This is a genomic window from Vibrio sp. 10N.247.311.47, assembly GCF_041467535.1.
Lineage (GTDB): Bacteria > Pseudomonadota > Gammaproteobacteria > Enterobacterales > Vibrionaceae > Vibrio > Vibrio crassostreae_C.
In genome coordinates, this window is sequence record NZ_JBFSUR010000010.1 from 94,197 (window position 1) to 119,296 (window position 25,100).

The 25,100-nt window shown below is 44.5% G+C and carries 21 protein-coding genes and 2 tRNA genes; 19 read left to right on the forward strand and 4 right to left on the reverse strand.

Annotated elements, in window-relative coordinates:
* Positions 1–68: 68 nt before the first annotated feature.
* The gene (locus AB6E51_RS09095; RefSeq protein WP_065584911.1) at positions 69–1,358 is read right to left on the reverse strand and encodes a peptidoglycan DD-metalloendopeptidase family protein; all 1,290 of its coding nucleotides are present in this window, start codon (positions 1,356–1,358) and stop codon (positions 69–71) included.
* Between the two features lie 129 nt (positions 1,359–1,487).
* Between AB6E51_RS09095 and tyrS the strand changes: the two genes are divergently transcribed.
* Both tyrS and AB6E51_RS09105 read left to right on the forward strand, forming a co-directional pair.
* Positions 1,488–2,675 carry a tyrosine--tRNA ligase gene (gene tyrS / locus AB6E51_RS09100; RefSeq protein ID WP_017059402.1) on the forward strand — a complete coding sequence of 396 codons (1,188 nt, stop codon included), beginning with the start codon at positions 1,488–1,490 and terminating at the stop codon, positions 2,673–2,675.
* Positions 2,676–3,056: 381 nt separating this feature from the next.
* Positions 3,057–3,902 (forward strand): magnesium transporter, encoded by an 846-nt coding sequence (locus AB6E51_RS09105; protein WP_372057929.1) that lies wholly within the window; start codon positions 3,057–3,059, stop codon positions 3,900–3,902.
* 125 nt (positions 3,903–4,027) lie between these two features.
* On the opposite strand, the gene dacB is transcribed toward AB6E51_RS09105, so the two are convergent.
* Together dacB and AB6E51_RS09115 are read right to left on the reverse strand one after the other, a co-directional pair.
* Positions 4,028–5,461 (reverse strand): serine-type D-Ala-D-Ala carboxypeptidase, encoded by a 1,434-nt coding sequence (dacB, locus tag AB6E51_RS09110; RefSeq protein ID WP_372057928.1) that lies wholly within the window; start codon positions 5,459–5,461, stop codon positions 4,028–4,030.
* A gap of 111 nt (positions 5,462–5,572) precedes the next feature.
* A complete protein-coding gene (locus tag AB6E51_RS09115) occupies positions 5,573–6,637 on the reverse strand; it encodes a porin (protein ID WP_372057927.1) in 1,065 nt (354 codons plus the stop codon).
* 513 nt (positions 6,638–7,150) lie between these two features.
* Between AB6E51_RS09115 and greA the strand changes: the two genes are divergently transcribed.
* Positions 7,151–7,624, forward strand: coding sequence for a transcription elongation factor GreA (gene greA / locus AB6E51_RS09120; protein ID WP_017059397.1), 474 nt, complete (start codon positions 7,151–7,153; stop codon positions 7,622–7,624).
* A 125-nt stretch (positions 7,625–7,749) separates the two neighbouring features.
* Here the strand turns inward: greA and yhbY are convergent, their stop codons facing one another.
* A complete protein-coding gene (gene yhbY / locus AB6E51_RS09125) occupies positions 7,750–8,046 on the reverse strand; it encodes a ribosome assembly RNA-binding protein YhbY (RefSeq protein ID WP_004738252.1) in 297 nt (98 codons plus the stop codon).
* A gap of 114 nt (positions 8,047–8,160) precedes the next feature.
* Between yhbY and rlmE the strand changes: the two genes are divergently transcribed.
* The 16 genes from rlmE (at position 8,161) to AB6E51_RS09205 (ending at position 25,027) form a co-directional block, all read left to right on the forward strand.
* Positions 8,161–8,790: a 23S rRNA (uridine(2552)-2'-O)-methyltransferase RlmE gene (rlmE, locus tag AB6E51_RS09130; RefSeq protein ID WP_017059396.1), complete on the forward strand. Its 630-nt coding sequence runs from the start codon at positions 8,161–8,163 to the stop codon at positions 8,788–8,790.
* A 107-nt stretch (positions 8,791–8,897) separates the two neighbouring features.
* Positions 8,898–10,865, forward strand: a complete 1,968-nt coding sequence (gene ftsH / locus AB6E51_RS09135) for an ATP-dependent zinc metalloprotease FtsH (protein ID WP_372057926.1) — start codon at positions 8,898–8,900, stop codon at positions 10,863–10,865.
* An 88-nt stretch (positions 10,866–10,953) separates the two neighbouring features.
* A complete protein-coding gene (gene folP, locus AB6E51_RS09140) occupies positions 10,954–11,784 on the forward strand; it encodes a dihydropteroate synthase (RefSeq protein ID WP_017063276.1) in 831 nt (276 codons plus the stop codon).
* Positions 11,785–11,805: 21 nt separating this feature from the next.
* Entirely contained in the window at positions 11,806–13,146 is a 1,341-nt protein-coding gene (gene glmM / locus AB6E51_RS09145) for a phosphoglucosamine mutase (protein ID WP_017059393.1), read from the forward strand.
* A gap of 294 nt (positions 13,147–13,440) precedes the next feature.
* The gene (gene secG / locus AB6E51_RS09150; protein WP_017059392.1) at positions 13,441–13,773 is read left to right on the forward strand and encodes a preprotein translocase subunit SecG; all 333 of its coding nucleotides are present in this window, start codon (positions 13,441–13,443) and stop codon (positions 13,771–13,773) included.
* A gap of 16 nt (positions 13,774–13,789) precedes the next feature.
* Positions 13,790–13,874 (forward strand) — tRNA-Leu (locus tag AB6E51_RS09155).
* 53 nt (positions 13,875–13,927) lie between these two features.
* Positions 13,928–14,004 (forward strand) — tRNA-Met (locus AB6E51_RS09160).
* 234 nt (positions 14,005–14,238) lie between these two features.
* Complete coding sequence (gene rimP, locus AB6E51_RS09165) at positions 14,239–14,694, forward strand: ribosome maturation factor RimP (protein WP_004738265.1); 456 nt, start codon at positions 14,239–14,241, stop codon at positions 14,692–14,694.
* 35 nt (positions 14,695–14,729) lie between these two features.
* Positions 14,730–16,217, forward strand: coding sequence for a transcription termination factor NusA (gene nusA / locus AB6E51_RS09170; RefSeq protein WP_017059230.1), 1,488 nt, complete (start codon positions 14,730–14,732; stop codon positions 16,215–16,217).
* Positions 16,218–16,239: 22 nt separating this feature from the next.
* Complete coding sequence (infB, locus tag AB6E51_RS09175) at positions 16,240–18,930, forward strand: translation initiation factor IF-2 (RefSeq protein WP_017059231.1); 2,691 nt, start codon at positions 16,240–16,242, stop codon at positions 18,928–18,930.
* Between the two features lie 134 nt (positions 18,931–19,064).
* On the forward strand, positions 19,065–19,478 hold the full coding sequence (rbfA, locus tag AB6E51_RS09180; protein ID WP_017065964.1) for a 30S ribosome-binding factor RbfA: 414 nt from the start codon (positions 19,065–19,067) through the stop codon (positions 19,476–19,478).
* Positions 19,478–20,431, forward strand: coding sequence for a tRNA pseudouridine(55) synthase TruB (gene truB, locus AB6E51_RS09185; RefSeq protein ID WP_017059233.1), 954 nt, complete (start codon positions 19,478–19,480; stop codon positions 20,429–20,431). The genes rbfA and truB overlap by 1 nt, the downstream gene beginning before the upstream one ends.
* A 218-nt stretch (positions 20,432–20,649) precedes the next feature.
* Positions 20,650–20,919 (forward strand): 30S ribosomal protein S15, encoded by a 270-nt coding sequence (rpsO, locus tag AB6E51_RS09190; RefSeq protein WP_010436144.1) that lies wholly within the window; start codon positions 20,650–20,652, stop codon positions 20,917–20,919.
* A gap of 378 nt (positions 20,920–21,297) precedes the next feature.
* A complete protein-coding gene (gene pnp, locus AB6E51_RS09195; RefSeq protein ID WP_017059234.1) occupies positions 21,298–23,418 on the forward strand; it encodes a polyribonucleotide nucleotidyltransferase in 2,121 nt (706 codons plus the stop codon).
* A gap of 124 nt (positions 23,419–23,542) precedes the next feature.
* A complete protein-coding gene (gene nlpI / locus AB6E51_RS09200) occupies positions 23,543–24,466 on the forward strand; it encodes a lipoprotein NlpI (protein WP_372057925.1) in 924 nt (307 codons plus the stop codon).
* Between the two features lie 153 nt (positions 24,467–24,619).
* Positions 24,620–25,027 carry a MarR family winged helix-turn-helix transcriptional regulator gene (locus tag AB6E51_RS09205; RefSeq protein ID WP_229647644.1) on the forward strand — a complete coding sequence of 136 codons (408 nt, stop codon included), beginning with the start codon at positions 24,620–24,622 and terminating at the stop codon, positions 25,025–25,027.
* Positions 25,028–25,100: the final 73 nt, after the last annotated feature.

Consider the following 25,100-nt stretch of genomic DNA (forward strand, 5'->3'; position numbering starts at 1 on the left):
AGCATAAAAAAGAGCGCCTTGATGGGCGCTCTTTGCATTTTTCTATTTTGCAGTGAAGCTACAAACGCCTAGTTAGTCGCTAGTAACTGACCGTATCGCTCAAGGTTTCTTAATCGAATCTCTGAGTTGGCAATAAAGGTTGCTTTTGCTTTACCAGTTAACGACTTGGATTGAGGCAATTTCACGGTACGCGCATTTTTATGTACGCCATTAACCAAGAATTCATAATGTAAGTGCGGGCCAGTCACACGGCCTGTACCGCCCAAAGTACCAATGGTTTGGCCTTGTTTTACGCGCTGACCGGTTTTCACCATACGTCGCTTCATGTGCAGGTACTTGGTGATGTAGGTGTTGCTGTGGCGGATGAACACGTAGTTACCATTGAATTGGTTGTAACCTGACTTCTGAACAATACCGTCACCGGCTGCCCAGATAGGCGTGCCAACAGGGGCTGCGTAGTCAGTACCGCGGTGAGCTCGAATCTTACCGGTTACTGGGTGTCTCCTGGTAGGGTTAAAGTTCGATGTTACGCGACGAAAATCAATTGGTGAGCGCAAGAACGCCTTCTTCATCGCACGACCATTTTCATCGAAGTAGTTGCCGCTTTTATCATCCAATACCGCGGTAAATGAATCGCCTTGGTTTTTGAACACGGCTGCCATGATCTTACCGCGACCAACTACTTCACCTTCAACCACTTTCTCTTGGTATAAGATTTTGAAGCTGTCGTTCTTACGAATATCTAACGCAAAGTCGATATCCCAACCGAAGATGCCGGCCAGTTCCATAATTTGGTTTGCGGTTAAACCTGCGCTGACGCCAGCGTTCCAGAAGTTAGAGGTGATGTTGGCTTCGGCATAATTGTATTGGTATACCACTTCTTTTTTGTCGAAACTTGATGAGAAAGAATCGCCAGATTTAGTGATCTTGAAGCTTTCAAACGCACTAAGTTGTCGTTTTAACTGAATAAGGTCGTTGTTTTCATCAAAGCCGAACTGCAAGACATCACCAGGTCTTAGGTTAGACAGCTGCTTCTTAATATCATTATTGGTATTGAGTAGCGTGATCAGCAGACGGTATGAGAGGCCAATACGTTCAAATAAAACAGAGGTGCTTTCGCCAGAGCGAACGGTGTATTTCTCCCAATTGAGCACTGCCGTCGGTGGAGCGTCACTTGAGCTAATAAGTGCAGAGGCATTGATAGTCAGTGGGTAATGTTTTCCCACAACTAAAGCGCCCGAATCGTCACGCAAACTGTTGACGTCGGGGAGTAAGAAAATCGCGACGAAAATTATGGCACTAAAAAATGCGATAAAAGCCCGGTGCAAAATAGGAAGGCGTGCAAAAATAGACAACATGTTCCGGTTCGTTCTGTAAATATTATGAAAATCGACGACGGAATAGTGTAACTGGTTTCAAAATACATCGCTATTCAAGTAAGATGTCTAATTAATGTATTTTTGCCAAATCTGTGGGAGTGAACAAGAATGGCGAGTATTGAAGCTGCACTAGCCGAGATCAAACGTGGCGTAGAAGAACTGATTCCAGAAGACGAACTGATTGCAAAACTAAAAGAAGGTCGTCCTTTACGCATTAAGCTGGGTGCCGATCCAACAGCTCCAGATATCCACCTAGGCCATACGGTTATCTTTAACAAGCTTCGTGCTTTCCAAGAGCTTGGTCATGAAGTGACATTCCTTATCGGTGATTTCACTGCAATGGTTGGTGACCCATCAGGTAAAAACTCAACACGTCCACCGCTAAGCCGCGAAGACGTATTGAAGAATGCTGAAACTTACAAAGAGCAAGTATTTAAGATTCTAGATCCTGCGAAGACGCAAATTCGTTTCAACTCTGAATGGCTATCTGAGCTTGGCGCTGAAGGCATGATTCGTCTTGCTTCTAACCAAACTGTTGCTCGTATGCTTGAGCGTGATGACTTCAAAAAGCGTTACGCTGGTGGTCAACCGATCGCAATCCACGAATTCATGTACCCACTTCTACAAGGTCACGACTCTGTTGCACTAGAGAGCGACGTTGAGCTTGGCGGTACTGACCAGAAGTTTAACCTTCTAATGGGTCGTGAACTGCAAAAAGCAGCAGGTCAAAAACCACAAGCGGTACTAATGATGCCACTACTTGTTGGTCTAGACGGTGTTAAGAAGATGTCTAAGTCTGCGCATAACTACATCGGTATTAGCGAAGCACCAAGCGAGATGTTTGGTAAGATCATGTCTATCTCTGACGATCTAATGTGGAGCTACTACGAGCTGCTGTCTTTCCGTCCTCTTGAAGAAGTTGCGGAACTGAAAGCTGGCGTTGATGCAGGTAAGAACCCGCGTGACGTTAAAGTGCTTCTTGCTAAAGAGATCATCGCTCGTTTCCACAGTGAAGCAGATGCTGAAGCCGCTGAGCAAGAGTTCGTTAACCGTTTTGCTAAGAACCAAGTTCCTGATGAAATGCCGGAGTTTGAATTCGAAGCAGGCCTGCCAATTGCGAACGTTCTAAAAGAAGCGGGTCTTGTAAACTCGACTTCTGATGCGATGCGTATGATCAAGCAAGGCGCTGCTAAGCTTGAAGGCGAGAAGATTGAAGACAGCAAATTCGTGCCTGAAGCAGGTACTGCCGTTTACCAAGTAGGTAAGCGTAAGTTTGCTCGTATTACTATTAAGTAATAATGCACATCAATAATTGAACCAAAGGCATCCACGGATGCCTTTTTTATTGACTTAAAATTGACGAAACTTTGAAACGCCTATTGCTACACTATGCGCGCTGTCAAATTGACAGTAATTCTGGAGATTTTTATGAACAATACCGACCATCCTCCTAGTTTGAATGGAGAAGAATGACCTGTCTCGGTATTGATCTATTGTCCTGCCGTTCAGGTAGGGTATCTTTGTTTTCCCCCGCATTCTTTTCCACACACTAGATTCTAACAAGTAGACACATCAGTAGCTTTCAGCTCTTGGTGCGCTTAGCTGTACGCTCTTGGTGTATTAGCTATAGGCTATTTGTTTTGATGGTCGTTACCTTTGCCAATCGGGAGATTCGCCATGACGGTAATGAACAACACTTTTTTATCTATTGAAGCTCTGTACTCAGAGCAAGACATCCAAGCTGTATCGAATGCATTTCAGCAATACGGGCGTGAGCAGCAAGTTAGGCTTCTCAACTGTATGCCGCTTGAAGATGCAGTACTTGTATTAGGGCAATGCTCTCTAAGTACGATTCAAGCTCTACTTAGTGAGTTAGAGGAGCAAGGCTTTGAAAAGCGTTCGCGACATCTAGCTCACCAACTAGGGCTAATCTATTCAGAGGTTGAGCCTCAACAGGGTTACCTTTCTACAGGTGTATTAAGCCATGTTAGACAGCGTATCGGTTGGATTATTGCGCTGGCACTGCTAGGTATCGTTTCTGGTCTTATCATCGCTCAGTACGAAGATATCCTTAGCCAACTGGTACTGCTAGCTATCTATATGCCAGTTATCGCTGCAGCGGGAGGTAACACGGGAACACAAGCCGCTACTTTGGTGATTAGAGCCTTAGCCACTGGTGAATTGAAAAAACGTCAGTGGGCCAATGTTCTATGGAAAGAGTTTAGAGTGGCTATTTGTTTAGCACTGGCGATTGCCGTGGTAATGATTGGACGTATCTTGCTGTTCAGTGAAAACCAGTCTACTGGTGGTTACGACATTAACATGATTGCCTTTGCTATCGCTGTTGCTCTGTTTATTCAGGTGACAATATCGACGGTTCTTGGCGGCGGGTTGCCTATCGTGGCTCGTTTGTTCAAGTTGGACCCTGCAGTGCTAGTGAGCCCAGTGCTTGCTTCCATAGTTGATATCTCAGGAATGTGGATCTACTTCACTGTGGTTAACTCATTCCTCGGTATCGCTTAGCTCCTATAAAAATAGGCACCTATAAAAATAGCTAAATACATCTGAGAAATAAAAATGGCGCTGCAGATTGAAGGTCTTCAGCGCCATTTTTATTGTTTGAGTAGAAGTTTACACAGAGCCAAACATTACTTCGATTTGCTTTGTGTTTGACTGAACTCAACTACATCTTTGTAGAAAGCACGCTCAAACTGGGTGATTGGAGCCTCTACCGGTCTGTCTGGATCTTGCTCTTCAGGGAAGTAATCACGAATAAACTGCACAAACAAAGAGTTTGGTTTCCCGGACTCATCTAAACCATATCCCGCCATGTTGTACGTTCCGTACAAAGAACCACTTTTGGCTGTGATGTTGCCCTGAATCGGTGCTTTTCTCATGCTTGGACGGTACTTGAGCGTTCCATTTACACCTGATGTAGGCATAGCCTCAATCAGGTTGAGCTGTTGATCGTTTTCCCAGATATAACGAAGCACTTGAGCCATGGTCTGTGACCTCATTCGGTTGTTTCTGGATAACCCTGAACCATCGACGAGCTGCGCTTTACTGAGGTCAATATTAGCCTTGGTCAGCAGTATCTGCTTTATCGCTTCAGTACCGTTATTGAAGCTACCCGGTTGGACATAAAACGTTGCACCCAGTGTTTTGGTTAGGTTGTCTGCTATTAGATTGTCTGATTTTTTCAGCATGGTATCGAGCAGTTCAGGAAGCTTTTCTGAGTTGTGACTAGCGACTAACGTGGTTTTGTCTGCTTTCGCTTTTTTACCAATAATCACATCACCTTTTACTTCTATTTTCAGTTCTTTGAGAAGCGATGTCACGACTTGATAGGTGTAAAGTTCTGGATTTTGAATCGCGAACTTGAGTGGCAGTGGCTTTTTACGCTCAACCAAGCAACCAGAGAGCTTGTAAGCGTTATCTGGTGTGGTGATGAGTTCCAAGTCGCATTGTGTCGCCTTCTGCCCAGAGCGAGTTACCGTGGCAGCGGTGGTCGTCACGTCTATCGGATAGTGAGCGGGAATATAAACGCGAGTGCTGCCATTACCTTTTGTATAAATAGAGGCTTGTGCGCAGTTGCTGTCCAAGGTCATTGCACTAGAAGGCGCGCTGTAACAAACGCCTAAAATGTCCCAAGGCCAACCCACCGCGCGTTGATAGCCCGTATAAGTCGAGTTATCGAGATACAGGTTACCGTTAATGGTTTTAGATTGTGATTTAGTATATTGAGCTAAAAGCCTTTTTAACTGCTCTCTTTGTAGCGTCGGGTCGCCGCTGAATGAGAGCACAACATCTTTATTAGAACGAGCAATGCTAGTCGTATAGTGAAAGTCATCCCCTAATTCCAACTTCGCTGCTAAAGCTGTGACCAGCTTTAAAGTACTGGCGGGAGGGTAGAAGCCATCACTGTTGGAATTCATTTTGTATGAATCGCCTCTCAGGGATTCCAAAATTACACTGGTGCTACTGCCATCAGGCAGTTTATCTAGAGGGGGGTAAGCGAAAGCGTTAACTGAGAAAGCGCTAATGGAAAAACTACATACAAGTAGTGTGGATAGAAGGCGCATAGAAGATTTCTTGGATGGCTGATGTTTTCAGTATACAGATATAAAAAACGCCCGCTAGATAGCGGGCGTTTTGATTCTCAATTAACTAATTAATCAATTAGATAATCAGAATTAGAAGTCGTAACGTAGACCTAGAGCGATTTCGTCTTCAGCGTCAGCTTTAGATGCATTACCGTTTACTAGAGATGTACCGCCGATCTTGTCACCTTCAGAAATTAGGTTGAAGTTGTACGAGATGTACGTGCGGAAGTTAGGCTTGAAGTAGTAAGTTGCATCGATTGCAACGTTATCTGCAGAAGTCTCATCGTTAGTTTCTGCGTTGTTGTACGTTAGAGTAAACGCAGTTTTATCTAGCGTGTACGCAGTTGCAAATTCGTAACCTGTGTAATCTACAGTACGGCGTAGAGTGTCAGCTTCTTTCTCACCGTCAGTGAATACACCTGCAAAGTATAGAGCTTCAGTGCGGAAAGATGCCGCTAGCATGTATTCGTTGTCTAGGTCTTGATCAGCGTAACCCGCACCTAGCTTGAAGCCAGAATCGCCGATTGCGTAGATACCAGATAGAGAGTAACCATCTTCACCGTTGTCGTCGTAACCACTGTCAGTTGCTGAATCTGTACGATCTGCAAAGCGGTAGCTTGCTTTTACGCTTAGGTCTTGGAATTGACCTTTGTAAGAAAGCATGTTGTCTGTACGGTCTGCTGCTGCAAGTTTGTCTGCTGCGGAATTACCGTGGTAAGACATGATATCAGTGAAGTCTGTGATAACGCCTAGAGCGCCGTCGTTCTTACCGTATGTCACTTCTCCGAATGTACCGCCGATACCAGCGTAAGCGTAACGGTTGTCTAAACTGTCTACCGTAACTTTTTCGCCAGATGTATTTAGTACAGTTTCTGGGTTAGAAACGAATTCGCCTTCGTAGAAACCAACGCCGTATAGGCCATCTTGGATTTCAACTTTACCTAGGAAGTTTAGACGCACACGAGAGTTGTCTTGAGCTGCACCATCTTTTAGAGATAGACGAGCTTCAGCACGGCCACCGATTTCTAGAGAAGTGCCGTTTGAGCTGTATACAGATGTACCTTCGATACCACCAGCTTGTTTACCGTCCGCTGCCACTGCGTTAGTAGCAAGAGCTGCAGCAGATACAGCAAGCGCGATCATAGTCTTGTTCATGTTATTATTTCCTAATTACTGTCCATAGAAGTTTTATCAAGGATTTGAACCCTTTTGTGTATTGCCTGTATTAATCAGGCTTCATAATCATGATTAGAACAGAAGTCTGAAAAATGCCAGTGCAATCCATGGGTTACTTTTTACCTCTAAAGTTCCATGGTCAGTTAGTAAAATGATATAAAACTAAAAAATGAACACTGTTTTATTATATCTCTTGTTGATTAAGTGTTTGTTTTAAATTGATTTTTATAAAAGTGTGATCTGTGTTTATTTTGTTTGTTTTTTGTTTTTTTAGGTATTTAATTCTCAACTTATTGATGGGGAGATTATTATTCATTTTTGTGATGTCTGTAATTTAGACCTAGATAAAGCTTTTATAACGCAAAGTGGAATAAAGGTGATTTAGCCATAAAGTTTGTTTACACTAAGCCAAATCGTTTTGTTTCTATCACCCAATAAATACGTTGGGTGTATTTATGTTGGCCAAAGAAAGCTTTGGCATAGAGGTAAAAAATGGAAAAGGTTCCAATGACAGTACGTGGCGCTCAGCAGCTACGTGACGAATTAGATCGCCTACTTAAGCTACGCCCTGTTATCTCAGCCGCTATTGGTGAAGCACGTGAACTAGGTGACCTGAAAGAGAATGCTGAATACCACGCCGCTCGTGAAGAGCAGGGTATTTGTGAAGCTCAGATCCGTGATATTGAATATAAGCTATCACTGGCTCAGATCATCGATGTAACGCAAATGGATAATACGGGCAAGATTATCTTTGGTACGACAGTGACACTGATTGATGTGGATACCGATGATGAGTTCCGCTACCAAATCGTTTCAGAAGACGAAGCAGACATCAAAACGGGTCGCATTTCTGTGAAATCGCCAATTGCTCGCGGTCTTATCGGTAAAATGGAAGGCGACGAAGTCATGATCTCTACCCCTGGTGGTGACAAAGACTTCGAAATCGACAAAGTAGAATATATCTAATTGAATTTTCTTTGTTTCTGATAAGTAAAAAGGTCGCTAAATGCGACCTTTTTCGTTTCTCACGCTACACTAAAAGATAAGCGCTGTGGCTTCCTATTAGTGAAGTTAGCTTATATCAAACTCGCTTATTTACGTGGAATCTCGATTTTACGTGCTTCTGACTGGCGGAACAGTACTAGAACTTTACCGATAGTCTGTACTTTCTCAGCTTTAGTTTCACGTACAATTGCATCGATAATCAGTTGCTTAGTCTCACGGTCTTCTGATGCAACTTTAATCTTGATCAGTTCGTGGTGGTCTAGAGCTAATTCGATTTCCGCTAGAACAGCTTCAGTAAGTCCATTTGCGCCCATTAGCACAACAGGTTTTAAACTGTGAGCTAGGCCCTTTAGATGCTGCTTTTGTTTGGTACTTAGGTTCATTACGCGGCCAATTTTCTTTACTATTAGGGTTGAAAAAACCTATTTTAACGCCATCTAAAGCTGAAGACTATAATTTATTCAGCAATTAGTACTTTCCTCCAATTTAGGTATCCAATGAGCAAACAGAAACACTCGGCCAGTTCAGGCCGTTGGTTGAAGGAACACTTCGACGACAAGTACGCAAATGAAGCAAGAAAGAAAGGCTATCGTTCACGTGCTTATTTCAAAATGGAAGAGATTCAAACGAAAGATAAATTGCTGTCTCCTGGGATGACCATTGTGGATTTGGGTGCAGCACCTGGCGGTTGGTCTCAATATGCTGCTAAGATTGTTGGAGACAACGGACAAATCATTGCGTGTGACTTGTTACCAATGGATCCGATTGCTGGTGTTAGCTTTTTACAAGGCGATTTCCGCGAAGAAGCTGTGCTAGATGCCTTGTTGGAACGTATACAACCAAACATGGTTGATGTCGTGATGTCAGATATGGCACCTAATATAGCAGGCAACAATTCTGTGGATCAGCCAAGAGCTATGTATTTAGTTGAATTAGCTTTGGATATGTGTCGACAAGTTCTAGCTACCAATGGTAGTTTTGTTGTAAAAGTATTCCAAGGCGAAGGGTTTGACCAATACGTTAAGGACGTCCGCGAGATGTTTAAAACAGTAAAAGTTAGAAAACCCGACTCTTCTCGAGCTCGATCTCGTGAAGTGTTTATCGTAGCCACTGGTTACAAAGGTTAACGATTCTCTTCCAAGAGTGAGAGTTAACAACATGGCTACAGGTTACAAACTGTAGTACCCTACCTTTAATTACAATTAGTTATCGAGAGGCTTACACCTTGAGTGACATGGCAAAAAATTTAATTCTGTGGCTTGTTATCGCGGTAGTGTTGATGTCGGTATTCCAGAGCTTCGGCCCTGGGGAAAGTAACGGCAGAGCAGTAGATTACACCACGTTTGTACAGGAAGTTGGCCAAGGCCAGATTCAAGACGCACAGTTCAATAACAGCGAAATCACTTTCACACGTCGTGGTGGTGGTTCTAAGTATGTAACTTACATGCCTGTTTATGATCAAAAGCTACTTGATGACTTAATTAATCAAAACGTAAAAGTTCAGGGTACACCACCTGAAGAGCAGAGCCTGCTTGGCACTATCTTCATCTCATGGTTCCCAATGATCTTACTGATTGGTGTATGGATTTTCTTCATGCGTCAAATGCAAGGCGGCGGCGGCGGTAAAGGCGCGATGTCTTTCGGTAAGAGTAAAGCTCGAATGATGAGCGAAGAACAAATCAAAACCATGTTTGCTGATGTTGCTGGTTGTGACGAAGCAAAAGAAGACGTGAAAGAGCTTGTGGACTACCTTCGTGACCCAAGCCGCTTCCAAAAGCTAGGTGGTAAGATCCCGACAGGTATCCTGTTGGTTGGTCCTCCTGGTACGGGTAAAACATTGCTTGCAAAAGCGATTGCCGGTGAAGCGAAAGTACCGTTCTTTACTATCTCTGGTTCTGACTTCGTTGAAATGTTTGTTGGTGTTGGTGCATCTCGTGTGCGTGACATGTTCGAACAAGCGAAGAAAGCGGCACCTTGTATCATCTTTATCGATGAAATTGATGCTGTAGGTCGTCAACGTGGCGCTGGTGTTGGTGGTGGTCACGATGAACGTGAACAAACACTGAACCAAATGTTGGTTGAGATGGATGGTTTCGAAGGTAACGAAGGTATTATCGTTATCGCTGCGACTAACCGTCCAGACGTACTAGACCCTGCATTACTTCGTCCTGGTCGTTTTGACCGTCAAGTTGTGGTTGGTCTACCGGATGTACGTGGTCGTGAACAGATTCTTAAAGTACACATGCGTAAAGTGCCACTATCAGGTGATGTTGAACCGTCGCTGATCGCTCGTGGTACTCCAGGCTTCTCTGGTGCAGATCTTGCGAACCTTGTGAACGAAGCGGCGCTATTTGCTGCTCGTGGTAACAAGCGCAATGTATCTATGGTTGAGTTTGAACTTGCGAAAGACAAAATTATGATGGGTGCAGAGCGCCGTTCAATGGTTATGTCTGAAGAAGTGAAAGAGTCAACGGCTTACCACGAAGCGGGTCACGCAATTGTTGGTCGTTTGGTACCTGAACACGATCCAGTGTACAAGGTGTCAATCATTCCACGTGGTCGTGCGCTTGGTGTAACTATGTACCTACCTGAGCAAGACCGCGTAAGCATGTCTCGCCAACATCTAGAATCAATGATCTCTAGTTTGTACGGTGGTCGTCTTGCTGAAGAACTTATTTACGGTAAAGACAAAGTGTCAACTGGTGCGTCTAACGATATCGAACGTGCAACTGATATTGCTCGTAAGATGGTTACGCAGTGGGGCTTCTCTGAGAAATTGGGTCCTCTTCTTTACGCAGAAGAAGAAGGTGAAGTTTTCCTAGGTCGCGGCATGAGCCAAGCTAAGCACGTTTCTGATGACACGACTAAGCTTATCGATGAAGAGATTCGTATCCTTATCGACCGTAACTACGATAGAGCTAAGAAGATTCTTGAAGATAACATGGATATCATGCATTCGATGAAAGACGCTCTAATGAAGTTCGAAACGATCGATGCAGGTCAAATTGATGACTTGATGGAGCGTAAGCAAGAGATTCGTGATCCAGCTGGTTGGGGTGATCAGGTAAAAGCTGAACCTACAAAGGAAGAAGCAAAACCTGTAGCTAAGGCAGAAGAAGCTAAAGCGGAACCTAAAGCTGAAGAGTCAAAAGTTGAAGAAGTTAAATCTGAATCAGATGATGCTCAAAACAAAGATTCTTAATCGCTAAACTATCAATTAAAACCCTGAGTACGCTCAGGGTTTTTCTGTTTATAGCCTATGGTGTTTTTCCCTTTAAGATCGGCCTTCCATGATATTAAAAGCAAAGAATAAAACTCTCGTGTTAGATCGCCCACATGTGATGGGCATCCTCAATGTCACCCCTGACTCTTTCTCTGACGGTGGGAAATTTAACTCACTTGATAATGCCTTACAGCAAGCTGAACGCATGGTTCAAGCGGGCGTTAGCATTATCGATATTGGTGGTGAGTCAACTCGACCTGGCGCTCCTGATGTTTCGTTAGAAGAGGAGCTTGCCCGTGTCATTCCTGCTATTAAAGCCATTCGTGCCAAGTTTGATGTGTGGATCTCGATAGATACCAGTAAAGCGGAAGTGATGCGCCAAGCTGTTGAAGCGGGCGCTGATTTGATCAATGATGTGCGCGCTTTGCAAGAGCCTGGAGCATTACAAGTCGCCGCTGATGCTAATGTTCCGATTTGTCTGATGCACATGAAAGGTCAGCCGAGAACCATGCAAGCTAACCCAAGTTATGATGATGTTCTTCAGGATGTAGAAGCATTCTTGCAAGAAAGGGTAGAAGCGTGTGAGGCGGTGGGTATTTCAAAAGATCAGCTGATCCTTGACCCTGGCTTTGGCTTTGGGAAAACCATTGAGCATAATTACCACCTATTAGCGCACCTTGAAAAGTTTCATTCGTTAGGCTTACCTGTTTTAGCGGGGATGTCGAGAAAATCGATGATCTTTAAATTGCTAGACAAGGTTCCGGCCGACTGCATGGTCGCAAGCGTCACTTGCGCGACGATTGCCGCGATGAAAGGCGCACAAATTATTCGCGTTCATGATGTCGAGGAGACACTGGAAGCGATGAAAATAATCGAAGTGATGAACAACAATCACTAAATATAATTAAGGAAAATCACTATGTCTGATAAAAGACGTTATTTCGGCACAGATGGTGTGCGTGGCAAAGTAGGCCAGTACCCGATTACACCTGATTTTGTTCTGAAGCTTGGCTGGGCTGCGGGTCGTGTTCTTGCGAAGCAAGGCACAAAGAAAGTCATCATTGGTAAAGATACTCGTATCTCTGGTTACATGCTTGAGTCAGCGCTAGAAGCTGGCCTTGCTGCTGCTGGTCTTCAGGCTACGTTTACTGGCCCAATGCCAACACCTGCTGTGGCTTACCTAACTCAAACCTTCCGCGCTGAAGCCGGTATTGTTATCTCTGCATCACACAACCCATACTACGATAACGGTATCAAGTTCTTCTCTTCTGAGGGAACAAAACTGCCGGACGATATCGAGTTGGCAATTGAAGCAGAGTTGGATAAAGACATCGAATGTGTTGATTCTTCAGAGCTAGGTAAAGCAGTACGTTTGAACGATGCGGCTGGCCGTTACATCGAGTTCTGTAAAAGTACGTTCCCACATAAAATGACATTAGCTGGCATGAAGATCGTTATCGATTGTGCACATGGTGCGACTTACCACATTGCGCCTGCTGTATTTAAAGAACTGGGTGCTGAGGTCGTTGCGATTGGTGTTGAGCCAAACGGTACTAACATCAACCACGAAGTCGGTGCGACGGATGTACGTGCTCTGCAAGCAAAAGTGCTTGAAGAAAAAGCGGCATTAGGTCTTGGCTTTGATGGTGATGGTGACCGTATCATCATGGTTGACGAGCTAGGCAACAAAGTTGATGGCGACCAAATCGCTTACATTATTGCTCGTGATGCACTGCGTCGCGGTGAGTTGAAAGGCGGCGTTGTTGGTACACTAATGACCAACCTGGGTATGGAAAACGGCCTTAAGCAGTTAGGTATTCCGTTTGTACGTGCTGCTGTTGGTGACCGTTACGTAATGGAACAGCTTCTTGCTAAAGGCTGGAAGATCGGCGCTGAAAACTCGGGGCACGTTATCCTACTAGATAAAGTGACGACGGGTGATGCTATCGTTGCTGCTCTGCAAGTTTTGGCTTCAGTTGTTGATAGCGAAATGACACTGAATGAGTTGTCTCAGGGCATGACGTTGTACCCTCAAGTTCTAGAAAACGTTCGTTTCAGCGGAGATTCAAACCCACTAGAAGCCGAAGCGGTAAAAGCAGCGGTTGTTGAAGTAGAAGCAGAGCTTGGCGAGAAAGGCCGTGTACTATTACGCAAGTCTGGTACCGAGCCACTACTGCGTGTCATGGTTGAAGGCGAAGATGCAGAGCTTGTTCAAGCATCAGCGCTTAAGATTGCAGATGCAGTAAAAGCAAACTGCTAATTTAACCTTTTACTTAGCTGGCGCAGCGAATAGCGCTTGTGATTAGAAGTGGTTGACTTATATCACGGTCAAAAGATATAACGGTCAAAAGAGACATAAATGAGTTTTGTGTCGCTTTTGACCTTTTTTTGACCATTCACTTGGTAAAGGCTTATTTTTTAGCAAATTCTCCTTGTCAGCCATCGTCGCATTCGCTAGTATTGCTCGGCCTTCAGTTAGGAGGTCGCTAGCCTTGTTCTTAAAAATAGTTTTTTGAACGGCGCTGGCTCAACAATTAGGAACATAGGTGGAAAAATGTTTACAGTTCTACTTGTGATTTACCTGTTGGCAGCGCTTGGTGTAATTGGCCTAGTGTTGATTCAACAAGGTAAAGGCGCAGATATGGGAGCCTCTTTCGGTGCTGGCGCTTCAAACACTGTGTTTGGTGCTGGTGGCTCAGGAAATTTCCTTACCCGAATGACTGCAATTTTTGCAACTACATTTTTTATCCTTAGCTTAGTGCTTGGTAATATGTCTACACATAAAACTGAGTCACAATGGATTGACCCGACCCAAGGTCAGGTGATTCAACAAGCTGATGATGCAGTGAGTGAAGTTCCGGCGCAAGGCGACGAAATTCCACAATAATCTGTAAAGATTTGATGCCGAGATGGTGAAATTGGTAGACACGCTAGCATGAGGTGCTAGTGCCTTAGGGTGTGAGGGTTCGAGTCCCTCTCTCGGCACCATGTTTACAAACTTGTAAAACATCTTGTTGGGCGTATAATGCTCGCAAGTCGGACGCGGGATGGAGCAGTTTGGTAGCTCGTCGGGCTCATAACCCGAAGGTCGTCGGTTCAAATCCGGCTCCCGCAACCAATTTCAATGCTATTATATAGCTTGTATTGGTAGCAAGTTTGCACAGTGTGAACCTCACTGTGAGTTAGGTGCGATATCGAATGTGATGGCACTTAACATATAAGGGTCCAGCAACAAAAACCCCGGCTTATACGGGGTTTTTTGTTATCTAAGCATTTGTAAATGTATTTAGATAATGTTTGCTTGGAATTTAAATTGGGCTTTGAGCCCTTTTTTTGTTTCTGGAGTGGTTAAATGACTGGTTTAGAAAGACAACTTACTGAAATGCTTGACGCTCCAGTAGCAGCATCAGGTTATGAGTTAGTTGGATTAGAATTTATTCGTGCTGGTGAGCACTCAACGCTACGTATTTACATCGATTCACCAAACGGTATCAATGTAGATGATTGCGCTGAAGTTAGCCACCAAGTAAGTGCCGTAATGGACGTTGAAGATCCAATTTCAGTGGCTTATAACCTTGAAGTGTCTTCACCAGGTTTAGAGAGACCACTGTTCAAAGCAGAGCATTACCAACAATTTATTGGTCACGAGGTAAGCATCGTTTTGAAAATGGCTGTCGGCAACCGTCGTAAATGGAAAGGTGATATCCAATCTATCGAAGGCGAGACAGTGAAAGTATTGGTTGAAGGACAAGAAGAAGAATTCGTCCTGAGCAATATTGCGAAAGCTAACCTGATCCCTAAATTTTAGTTCTCCTAGAGAGAAGAGCTTAAGAGGCTAGATTAATGAACAAAGAAATTTTGGCGGTAGTAGAAGCTGTTTCAAATGAGAAAGCAGTTCCTCGTGAGCGTATTTTTGAAGCGCTTGAAATCGCGCTTGCAACGGCAACAAAAAAGAAAAGCGAACTAGAAATTGAAGTTCGTGTTGAAATTGACCGTAAAACGGGTGATTTCGAAACTTTCCGTCGTTGGGAAGCTGTTGAGGAAGTTGAATTCCCAACAAAAGAAATCTCTATTGAAGCTGCAAAGTACGATGACCCAGAGATCGAACTTGGCGGTTTCATTGAAGATGATATCGAATCAGTAACGTTTGACCGTATTACGACTCAAACGGCTAAGCAAGTTATCGTACAGAAAGTACGTGAAGCTGAACGCGCTCAAATCGTTGAGCAGTTCATCGATAACGAAGGCGAGCTAGTAACTGGCGCAGTTAAGAAAGTTAACCGTGACACTATTATTCTAGACCTAGGTAACAACGCTGAAGCGGTAATCCTTCGTGATGACCAACTTCCTCGTGAAAACTTCCGTCCAGGTGACCGTGTTCGTGGTCTTCTTTACGCAGTTAAACCAGAAGCTCGTGGTTTCCAGCTTTTCGTTACTCGTTCGAAGCCAGAAATGCTAGCTGAACTATTCCGTGTTGAAGTGCCTGAGATTGGTGAAGAGCTAATTGAACTTAAAGGTGCTGCACGTGACGCTGGTTCTCGTGCTAAAATCGCTGTGAAAACAAACGACAAACGTATTGACCCAGTTGGTGCGTGTGTTGGTATGCGTGGCGCACGTGTACAAGCTGTTTCTAACGATCTTGGTGGTGAACGTATCGATATCGTTCTTTGGGATGATAACCCGGCTCAATTCGTAATCAACGCAATGGCTCCTGCTGATGTTGCTTCAATCATCGTTGATGAAGACGCACACTCTATGGATATCGCTGTTGAAGCGGATAACCTAGCACAAGCGATTGGCCGTAGCGGTCAAAACGTACGTCTAGCGTCTCAACTTACTGGTTGGGAACTGAACGTAATGACTGTTGCTGATCTTGAGAAGAAGCACCAAGAAGAAGCAGTTGCCTCTATTGAAAACTTCATGAAGCACCTAGACATTGAAGAAGACTTTGCTCAAATGCTTGTTGAAGAAGGCTTCTCTACGCTTGAAGAAGTAGCATACGTTCCTGTGAACGAGCTTCTTGAAGTAGACGGTCTAGACGAAGGTATCGTTGAAGAACTACGTAACCGCGCAAAAGACGCACTGACTACTCTAGCGCTAGCGAAAGAAGAAACTTTCGACGGTGTTGAGCCTGCTGAAGACTTACTTGCACTTGAAGGTCTTGAGCGTGAAATGGCTTACAAGCTAGCAGCAAAAGGCGTTGCGACACTGGAAGACCTAGCTGACCAAGGCGTTGATGAACTAGAAGGCATCGAAGACCTAACTGCAGAGCGTGCAGGCGAGCTAATTATGGCTGCGCGTAACATCTGTTGGTTCGGCGACGAAGAATAATTCAGCAAGGAGAGAAAGCGGTATGACACAATTAACAGTTAAAGCACTGAGTGAAGAGATTGGTACGCCAGTTGACCGCTTAATTGAACAACTTGCTGATGCAGGCATGAAGAAAGCAGGGTCGGATCAAGTGACTGATTCAGAGAAGCAAACATTGCTAACGCACCTTAAAAAGGAGCACGGCGATACTTCAGGCGAAACAGAACCGACTCGTTTAACTCTTCAACGCAAGACCCGCAGCACGCTAAGTGTTGCCGCTGGAGGCGGTAAGAGTAAGGATGTTCAAGTAGAGGTACGTAAAAAGCGTACTTACGTGAAGCGCAGCACTATTGAAGATGAAGCGAAACGTGAAGCTGAGGAAGTAGCTAATCGTGAAGCGGAAGAGAAAGCACAACGCGATGCTGAAGAGCAAGCGAAACGTGATGCTGCAGAGAAAGCACAGCGCGAAGCCGAAGAAAAAGTAACACGTGAAGCGGATGCAAAACGTGAAGCTGAAGAGAAGGCTCAACGCGCACAAGCTGAAAAGGCTAAAAAAGACATGAATTCAAAAAATGCAGACGCTAACGCACAAGCGAAAAAAGAAGCGGATGAACTTAAAGCTCGTCAAGAGCTAGAAGCAACTCGTAAAGCAGAAGCTGAAGCAGCTAAGCTTGTTGAAGAAGCTCGTAAGTTAGCAGAAGAGAACCAAGAACGTTGGTCTGAAGAAGAGAAGAAGAAGAAAGAGCAAGAGAAATCTGCGGATTACCATGTGACTACTTCTACTTACGCTCGTGAAGCTGAAGATGCGGCAGATAAGAAAGATGAGAAAGCACCTCGTCGTCGCAAGAAGAAAGCAGCTCCTGCTAACCAACCTGCAAACAACCGTGGTGGTCGTAACCAGCGTGGTCGTGGCGGTAAAGGTAAGCTTGCTAAACCAACTTCAATGCAGCAAGGCTTCGATAAGTCAGCAACTGTTGCTAAATCTGACGTTGCTATCGGCGAAACTATCGTTGTTTCTGAACTGGCTAGCAAAATGTCAGTTAAAGCAACTGAAGTTATCAAAGTAATGATGAAGATGGGCGCTATGGCGACTATCAACCAAGTGATCGACCAAGAAACAGCACAACTTGTTGCTGAAGAAATGGGTCACAAGGTAATCCTACGTAAAGAAAACGAACTTGAAGAAGCAGTACTAGCTGACCGTGATAGCGATGCTATCGCTGAAGGTCGTGCTCCTGTTGTTACTATCATGGGTCACGTTGACCACGGTAAAACTTCAACACTTGATTACATTCGTAAAGCACACGTTGCTTCTGGCGAAGCTGGCGGTATCACGCAGCACATTGGTGCTTACCACGTAGATACTGACAACGGTATGATCACTTTCCTTGATACTCCTGGACACGCGGCGTTTACCGCTATGCGTGCTCGTGGTGCTCAAGCGACAGATATCGTTGTACTTGTAGTTGCAGCAGACGATGGCGTAATGCCACAAACAATCGAAGCAATCCAGCACGCGAAAGCGGCAGGCGTTCCTCTGATTGTTGCTGTGAACAAGATCGATAAAGAGGGTGCAAACCCAGACAACGTTAAGAATGAGCTAGCTCAATACGACGTTATCCCTGAAGAATGGGGCGGTGAGAACATCTTCGTTCACATCTCTGCAAAACAGGGTACAAACATCGATGGTCTTCTAGAAGCTATCCTTCTTCAGTCTGAAGTTCTTGAACTTACAGCGGTTAAAGAAGGCATGGCGTCTGGTGTTGTTGTTGAATCTCGTCTTGATAAAGGTCGTGGTCCAGTTGCAACAGTACTAGTACAGTCTGGTACTCTAAACAAAGGCGATATCGTTCTTTGTGGTCAAGAGTACGGCCGTGTTCGTGCAATGCGTGATGAAAACGGTAAAGACATCGAAACTGCAGGTCCATCTATTCCTGTAGAAATTCTAGGTCTTTCTGGTGTTCCTTCGTCAGGCGATGAAGCGACTGTTGTACGTGATGAGCGTAAAGCACGTGAAGTTGCGAACTACCGTCAAGGTAAATTCCGTGATGTTAAACTAGCTCGCCAACAAAAAGCGAAACTAGAGAACATGTTCGCGAACATGACGGCTGGCGAAGTTGCTGAGCTTAACGTGGTACTTAAAGCTGACGTTCAAGGTTCTGTAGAAGCGATTGCTGACTCTCTACTGAAACTGTCAACTGACGAAGTGAAAGTGAACATTGTAGGTTCTGGTGTTGGTGGTATTACTGAAACTGATGCAACGCTTGCTGCAGCTTCTAACGCTATCATCCTTGGTTTCAACGTTCGTGCTGACGCAACTGCGCGTAACACGGTTCAGAACGAAAACCTAGATCTACGTTACTACTCAATCATTTACCAACTGATTGACGAAGTTAAACAGGCGATGGGCGGTATGCTTGCTCCTGAATTCCGTCAAGAGATCATTGGTCTTGCACAAGTTCGTGACGTATTTAAGTCGCCTAAACTTGGTGCAATCGCTGGTTGTATCGTGACTGAAGGTACGATTAAGCGTAGCAACCCAATCCGTGTACTTCGTGAAAACGTTGTTATCTACGAAGGTGAACTAGAGTCACTTCGTCGCTTTAAAGATGACGTTCAAGAAGTTAAGAACGGTTACGAGTGTGGTGTCGGCGTTAAGAACTACAACGACGTTCGCGTTGGTGACCAGATCGAAGTATTCGAAATCGTTGAGGTTAAACGTACTCTAGACTAATCAGTCTGTACGACTCGACATATTGACTAAGGTTACTAACATTACTAGTAAAGGTAATAAGTAATCGGTTGTTGAATACACCATGGGGGGCTGGTTATTACCAAGCCCCCCATCTTTCTAAGTGAGAAAAGAAAATGTCAAAAGAATTTAGCCGCACACAACGTGTGTCTCAGCAGCTTCAAAAAGAGCTTGCGCTTATCCTACAACGTGAAGTTCGTGACTCACGTATTGGTATGGTAACTATCTCAGACGTAGAAGTGTCTCGTGACCTTGCTTACGCAAAAGTGTTCGTGACTTTCCTATGTGTTGGTGAGCAAACACCGGAATCATGCCTTAAAGCTCTTAAAGAGCATGAAGTGCCAGTTCGTATGGCTCTTGGTAAGCGTATTCGCCACCGTCTAACGCCTGAAGTTCGTTTTACTTACGACAACACACTAGTAGAAGGCATGCGTATGTCTAACCTAGTAAGTGAAGTTCTGAACGACGACAAGCGTAAGCAAGAAGAAGCTGGCCGCACTGACGAAACTCAGTCTAAGGGCGAAGAGTAATGGCTCGCCGTCGTAAAGGTCGCCCTATCAACGGGGTAATTCTATTAGATAAGCCGACTGGTATTTCGTCTAATGATGCACTGCAAAAAGTAAAGCGTATTTACTTTGCAGAGAAGGCAGGGCACACCGGTGCTCTGGATCCTCTTGCGACTGGCATGCTGCCAATTTGTCTTGGTGAAGCGACGAAGTTCTCTCAGTTTCTTCTAGATTCTGATAAGCGCTACGTTGTTATCGCTAAGCTTGGTGAGCGTACCAATACCTCTGACTCTGATGGTGAAGTGGTAGAGACACGTGATGTTAACGTGACTCAAGAACAGCTTGAGCGTTGCATTGCGAGCTTCAAGGGTGAAACCGATCAGATACCATCAATGTTTTCGGCATTGAAGTATCAAGGTAAGCCTTTGTACGAATACGCACGTGCAGGTATTGAGGTTCCTCGTGAGTCTCGTAAGATCACTGTGTACTCTATTGAACTGCTTCGCTTTGAAGGTGATGAAGTTGAAATGGAAGTGCATTGTTCGAAAGGCACATACATCCGCACAATTACCGACGATCTTGGTGAGATGCTAGGTTGTGGTGCTCACGTGACCATGCTTCGTCGTACAGGTGTCGCGAAGTACCCATACGAGCGTATGGTGACTTTGGAGCAGTTAAACGAGATCTTAGAGCAAGCACAGGCGCAAGAAATTGCACCGAAAGAGCTGCTTGATCCACTGCTGATGCCAATGGACACTGCCGTTGAAGACTTACCAGAAGTAAACCTGAACGCGGAACTGACTGACCTAGTTCAGCACGGTATGCCAGTTCAGGTTGCTGGTGCGCCAACTGAAGGCACGGTTCGTATGACAAGTGGCGAAGAGAAGCTGTTTGTCGGCGTAGCTCAGATTGCTGAAGATGGCCGAGTTGCACCGAAGCGTTTGGTTGTTTTCAGAGATGAAGAGCCACAAGCTTAGCGCTTATATCGAGTCAGATCTTAGCGGTTTGCCTTGAAAAGCGAGCAAATAAGATAGAAAGCGAACGCCTAATTCAGGTGGTTCGCTTTTTTCGTTTTTAATGGGTTCGATTGTTATTGCACCAACTGACAAACTTCCCTATAATCCTCGGCTCGCGTAGCGGCTGAATCAGAGATTGGCTGCTACAAATATAAACTTACTCTTATCAGGAGAGAATTATGTCTCTGAATGCAGAAACTAAAGCAGCAATCGTTGCAGAATACGCACAATCTGAAGGCGACACAGGTTCACCAGAAGTACAAGTAGCACTACTTACTGCTTCTATCAACCACCTACAAGGTCACTTCAAAGCGCACAAACACGATCACCACAGCCGTCGTGGTCTACTACGTATGGTTTCTAGCCGTCGTAAGCTTCTTGATTACTTGAAAGGCAAAAACCTTGCTCGTTACCAAGACCTAATCAAGCGTCTAGGCCTACGTCGCTAATAGCGATGTCTGCAAAGACAGTTTGAAGAAAAGGAGCATTTATGCTCCTTTTTTTGTGCCTGTAAGAAAATGCTAGGCTGGATGCTCAGAATATCATCTGGCTTTTTCTGATAGGAAATATATCTCCTAATAAAAATAGTTTATACTACGCCCGCCTATAGCGTTTTCAGCGTTTGGCAATCAACCTCTCAAGAGATTACAGTCACAGATGTCGGCCAATAGGTCGCGACTATTCAAAGGCGGATTTGGTCTTAATTCGGCGTATGAACACATACAAAGAGTCACCATCCTAAGTCCCTTTTCACTAGTCGCGATTGGTAATGTCTTGAGTCATTATTCACTTAATCTAAAGTCTGACTTTAGAGCTAAGGATATACAATGTTTGAAAAACCAGTTGTAAAATCGTTCCAGTACGGTAACCACACCGTTACTCTAGAAACGGGCGTAATTGCACGTCAAGCTACTGCTGCTGTAATGGCGACTATGGACGATACTTCAGTATTCGTTTCTGTTGTTGCTAAGAAAGAAGCAGTTGCAGGTCAAGACTTCTTCCCACTAACAGTAAACTACCAAGAGCGTACATACGCTGCGGGTAAAATCCCTGGTGGTTTCTTCAAGCGTGAAGGTCGTCCATCTGAAGGCGAAACACTAACAGCTCGTCTGATTGACCGTCCAATTCGTCCACTTTTCCCAAGTGCGTTTAAAAACGAAGTTCAAGTTATCGCTACGGTTGTTTCTATCAACCCTGACGTAAACCCAGACATGATCACTATGATCGCAACATCTGCTGCGCTTGCTATCTCTGGTGCTCCATTCAATGGTCCTATCGGTGCTGCACGTGTTGGTCACATCGACGGCGAACTTGTTCTTAACCCATCAAATACTGAGCTTGAAAACTCTAAACTAGACCTAGTTGTGTCTGGTACAGAAGGCGCAGTACTTATGGTTGAATCTGAAGCAGATAACCTATCTGAAGAAGAAATGCTTTCAGCTGTTGTTTACGGTCACGACCAACAACAAGTTGTAATCAAAGCAATCAACGAGTTTGCTGCTGAAGTTGCAACTCCATCTTGGAACTGGGAAGCACCAGCAGTTAACACTGAGCTTAAAGCTCAAGTTGCTGAACTTGCTGAAACTCGTCTATCTGACGCGTACCAGATCACTGAGAAAATGGCTCGTTACGAGCAAGTTGGCGTAATCAAGAACGACGTTGTTGAAGCTCTAATTGCACAAGACGAAAACCTAGATGAGCGCGAAATCCGCGGCATGCTTGGTTCTCTAGAGAAAAACGTAGTACGTAGCCGCATCATCGCTGGCAACCCACGTATCGATGGCCGTGAAAAAGACATGGTTCGTGCGCTAGACGTACGTACTGGTGTTCTTCCACGTACACACGGTTCTTCTCTATTCACTCGTGGTGAAACTCAAGCACTTGTTACTGCAACGCTTGGCACACAACGTGATGCTCAAATCATCGACAGCCTGATGGGTGAGAAGAAAGACAACTTCCTTCTACACTACAACTTCCCTCCATACTGTGTAGGTGAAACTGGTTTCGTTGGTTCTCCTAAGCGTCGTGAAATTGGTCACGGTAAGCTTGCTAAACGTGGTATCCAAGCAGTAATGCCTTCTGTTGAAGAATTCCCATACACAGTTCGTGTTGTATCGGAAATCACAGAATCTAACGGTTCTTCTTCAATGGCTTCTGTATGTGGTACATCTCTAGCTCTTATGGATGCTGGTGTTCCAATCAAAGCTTCTGTTGCGGGTATCGCAATGGGTCTTGTTAAAGAAGGCGACGATTTCGTTGTTCTTTCTGACATCCTTGGCGACGAAGATCACCTAGGTGACATGGACTTTAAAGTAGCAGGTACTAACGCTGGTATCACTGCACTTCAAATGGACATCAAGATCGAAGGTATCACTAAAGAGATCATGCAAATTGCACTTAACCAAGCGCAAGGTGCACGTAAGCACATCCTTTCTGTAATGGATGAAGCTATCTCTGGTGCTCGTGAAGATATCTCTGAATTCGCTCCACGTATCCACACAATGAAAATCAGCTCTGATAAGATCAAAGATGTTATCGGTAAAGGCGGCGCAGTTATCCGTGCTCTTTGTGAAGAAACTGGTACTACAATCGAAATCGAAGACGATGGCACAATCAAGATTGCTGCTACTGAAGGCGCAGCTGCTAAAGAAGCTATCCGTCGTATCGAAGAGATCACAGCTGAAGTTGAAGTTGGCCGCATTTACCAAGGTAAAGTTGCTCGTCTAGCTGACTTCGGTGCATTCGTTACTATCCTTCCAGGTAAAGATGGTCTAGTACACATCTCTCAAATCGCTGACAAGCGCGTTGAGAAAGTGTCTGACTACCTAACTGAAGGTCAAGAAGTTCCTGTTAAGGTTCTTGAAATTGACCGTCAAGGCCGTGTACGTCTAAGCATGAAAGAAGCAGTTGAAACGCCAGCTGAAGGCGAAGCACCTGCTGCTGAGTAATTCTCAGTGTGTCGATGGTGATATCGCTTTTTAGTGATTTCTAACCTATCGTCAACAAAGCATGTTATAAAGGGGAGCATATCGCTCCCCTTTTTTATTGCGGTCATAACAGGAGTAATTATTTGTGAAATGGTTTCAAACCGCGAGTATGTGTTTACTGCTTGTACTAACAGGTTGTGCGACAACATCAGATAACACCTCAAGTTGGGTTTATCCACCGATGGCTGTGCCACTGCAACCAAGCGTTCAGCAAGAAGTTCAAATTGCACGTCTTAGTCAGTTATTACAGCGCCCAGATTTGAACGATGAAGTTCGAGCTAAGATGCTGTTTGAACGTGGTAACTACTACGACAGTGTTGGCCTGCGTGATCTCGCGCGTCTCGACTTCAACCAATCTCTTTCATTGAACCCTGCTCAACCTGATATCTTCAATCTTTTGGGTGTTTACTTTACGCAGGTAGGGGAGTTTGATGCGGCTTATGAATCTTTTGATTCTACGTTAGAGCTTGATCCTGAAAACTCTTACGCAGAAAGGAACCGCTCTATCGCGCTTTACTATGGCGAGCGTTACGACTTAGCCAATGAAGAGATGATGAAGCACTATGCCGACGATCCTAGCGATCCGTTTCGCGCTCTGTGGTTGTACATCATTCAGCATGAGCTGACGCCAGAGCAGGCTAAGCTTGATTTGCAAAAACGTTACGAGAGCCGTGATGAGCAGTGGGGTTGGGTATTAGTCGCGATTATGCTTGATGACATTACTGAAGAGCAGGCTTTCAAGGCGATCTTAACCGGTACTCGTGACAACACGTTACTTGCGCAGCGTCTAACAGAGACGTACTTCTACCTTGCTAAGCGTTACCATATGAATGGTGATTACGCGAATGCTATCTCTTTGTACAAGTTAGCGGTTTCTTTTAACGTGTATGAATACGTAGAACACCGTTACTCTTTCTTAGAGTTAAGCCGTATCTTCACCACGCTTAAAGCTGAGCACTTAGCACAAGTTAAGTTAGCTGAGGCCGAAGAAGAAGCTAACGCTAAGTAAGCAACACATTTTGATTCCGAAAAGCCGCTGCCTGTCAGCGGTTTTTTTATGCTCCTTTTTTATGATCTTCATCTCGTTTTGATTGCTTTTTATTTAAACAACACTAAAATAGTTAGTCTTGCTAACTAAATGCCATTCTTTGATTAGGTGAATATGCTGAACCAGAATTTAGAAAAGATTGAGCGCTTCGCCTCTAAGATATGGCGCACTCAGGTAAATGAAGATCCTATTTGCCAATTGAGCTTCAATGAATATGACTATTTGAAGGTCATTCAAGCCTCTCTTGAACCGATCCGATTGACAGATCTGGCGATTGAAATGCAAGTAACCAAGCCTTCAGCAACTACTATGGTTCAAAGGTTAGAGAGAAAAGGTCTCGTTGAGCGTAAAGCTTCGCTCGAAGATGCGAGGTCTAAGTTGGTCGTACTGACCAGCAAAGCGGAAGTCGGCTTGGAAGAAGAAAGTAAGATCTATCAGGTCATGGCACAGATACTGGAAAGCCGTTTGTCTGAGCAAGAATCTCAGCAGTTAAACCTATTATTAAATAAAGCTTTAAAGTAAATAATTTAGATATTTAGTTAGCCTTGTTAACTAATTTTTCGAGTCATATCTTGTTGATATGCGACTCACAAAT

What these genes read in the sequence shown, in the direction of transcription:
- AB6E51_RS09095 (WP_065584911.1), bottom strand. Translation starts at nt 1,358, where the DNA reads ATGTTGTCTATTTTTGCACGCCTTCCTATTTTGCACCGGGCTTTTATC.
- tyrS (WP_017059402.1), top strand. Translation starts at nt 1,488, where the DNA reads ATGGCGAGTATTGAAGCTGCACTAGCCGAGATCAAACGTGGCGTAGAA.
- AB6E51_RS09105 (WP_372057929.1), top strand. Translation starts at nt 3,057, where the DNA reads ATGACGGTAATGAACAACACTTTTTTATCTATTGAAGCTCTGTACTCA.
- dacB (WP_372057928.1), bottom strand. Translation starts at nt 5,461, where the DNA reads ATGCGCCTTCTATCCACACTACTTGTATGTAGTTTTTCCATTAGCGCT.
- AB6E51_RS09115 (WP_372057927.1), bottom strand. Translation starts at nt 6,637, where the DNA reads ATGAACAAGACTATGATCGCGCTTGCTGTATCTGCTGCAGCTCTTGCT.
- greA (WP_017059397.1), top strand. Translation starts at nt 7,151, where the DNA reads ATGGAAAAGGTTCCAATGACAGTACGTGGCGCTCAGCAGCTACGTGAC.
- yhbY (WP_004738252.1), bottom strand. Translation starts at nt 8,046, where the DNA reads ATGAACCTAAGTACCAAACAAAAGCAGCATCTAAAGGGCCTAGCTCAC.
- rlmE (WP_017059396.1), top strand. Translation starts at nt 8,161, where the DNA reads ATGAGCAAACAGAAACACTCGGCCAGTTCAGGCCGTTGGTTGAAGGAA.
- ftsH (WP_372057926.1), top strand. Translation starts at nt 8,898, where the DNA reads ATGGCAAAAAATTTAATTCTGTGGCTTGTTATCGCGGTAGTGTTGATG.
- folP (WP_017063276.1), top strand. Translation starts at nt 10,954, where the DNA reads ATGATATTAAAAGCAAAGAATAAAACTCTCGTGTTAGATCGCCCACAT.
- glmM (WP_017059393.1), top strand. Translation starts at nt 11,806, where the DNA reads ATGTCTGATAAAAGACGTTATTTCGGCACAGATGGTGTGCGTGGCAAA.
- secG (WP_017059392.1), top strand. Translation starts at nt 13,441, where the DNA reads ATGTTTACAGTTCTACTTGTGATTTACCTGTTGGCAGCGCTTGGTGTA.
- rimP (WP_004738265.1), top strand. Translation starts at nt 14,239, where the DNA reads ATGACTGGTTTAGAAAGACAACTTACTGAAATGCTTGACGCTCCAGTA.
- nusA (WP_017059230.1), top strand. Translation starts at nt 14,730, where the DNA reads ATGAACAAAGAAATTTTGGCGGTAGTAGAAGCTGTTTCAAATGAGAAA.
- infB (WP_017059231.1), top strand. Translation starts at nt 16,240, where the DNA reads ATGACACAATTAACAGTTAAAGCACTGAGTGAAGAGATTGGTACGCCA.
- rbfA (WP_017065964.1), top strand. Translation starts at nt 19,065, where the DNA reads ATGTCAAAAGAATTTAGCCGCACACAACGTGTGTCTCAGCAGCTTCAA.
- truB (WP_017059233.1), top strand. Translation starts at nt 19,478, where the DNA reads ATGGCTCGCCGTCGTAAAGGTCGCCCTATCAACGGGGTAATTCTATTA.
- rpsO (WP_010436144.1), top strand. Translation starts at nt 20,650, where the DNA reads ATGTCTCTGAATGCAGAAACTAAAGCAGCAATCGTTGCAGAATACGCA.
- pnp (WP_017059234.1), top strand. Translation starts at nt 21,298, where the DNA reads ATGTTTGAAAAACCAGTTGTAAAATCGTTCCAGTACGGTAACCACACC.
- AB6E51_RS09205 (WP_229647644.1), top strand. Translation starts at nt 24,620, where the DNA reads ATGCTGAACCAGAATTTAGAAAAGATTGAGCGCTTCGCCTCTAAGATA.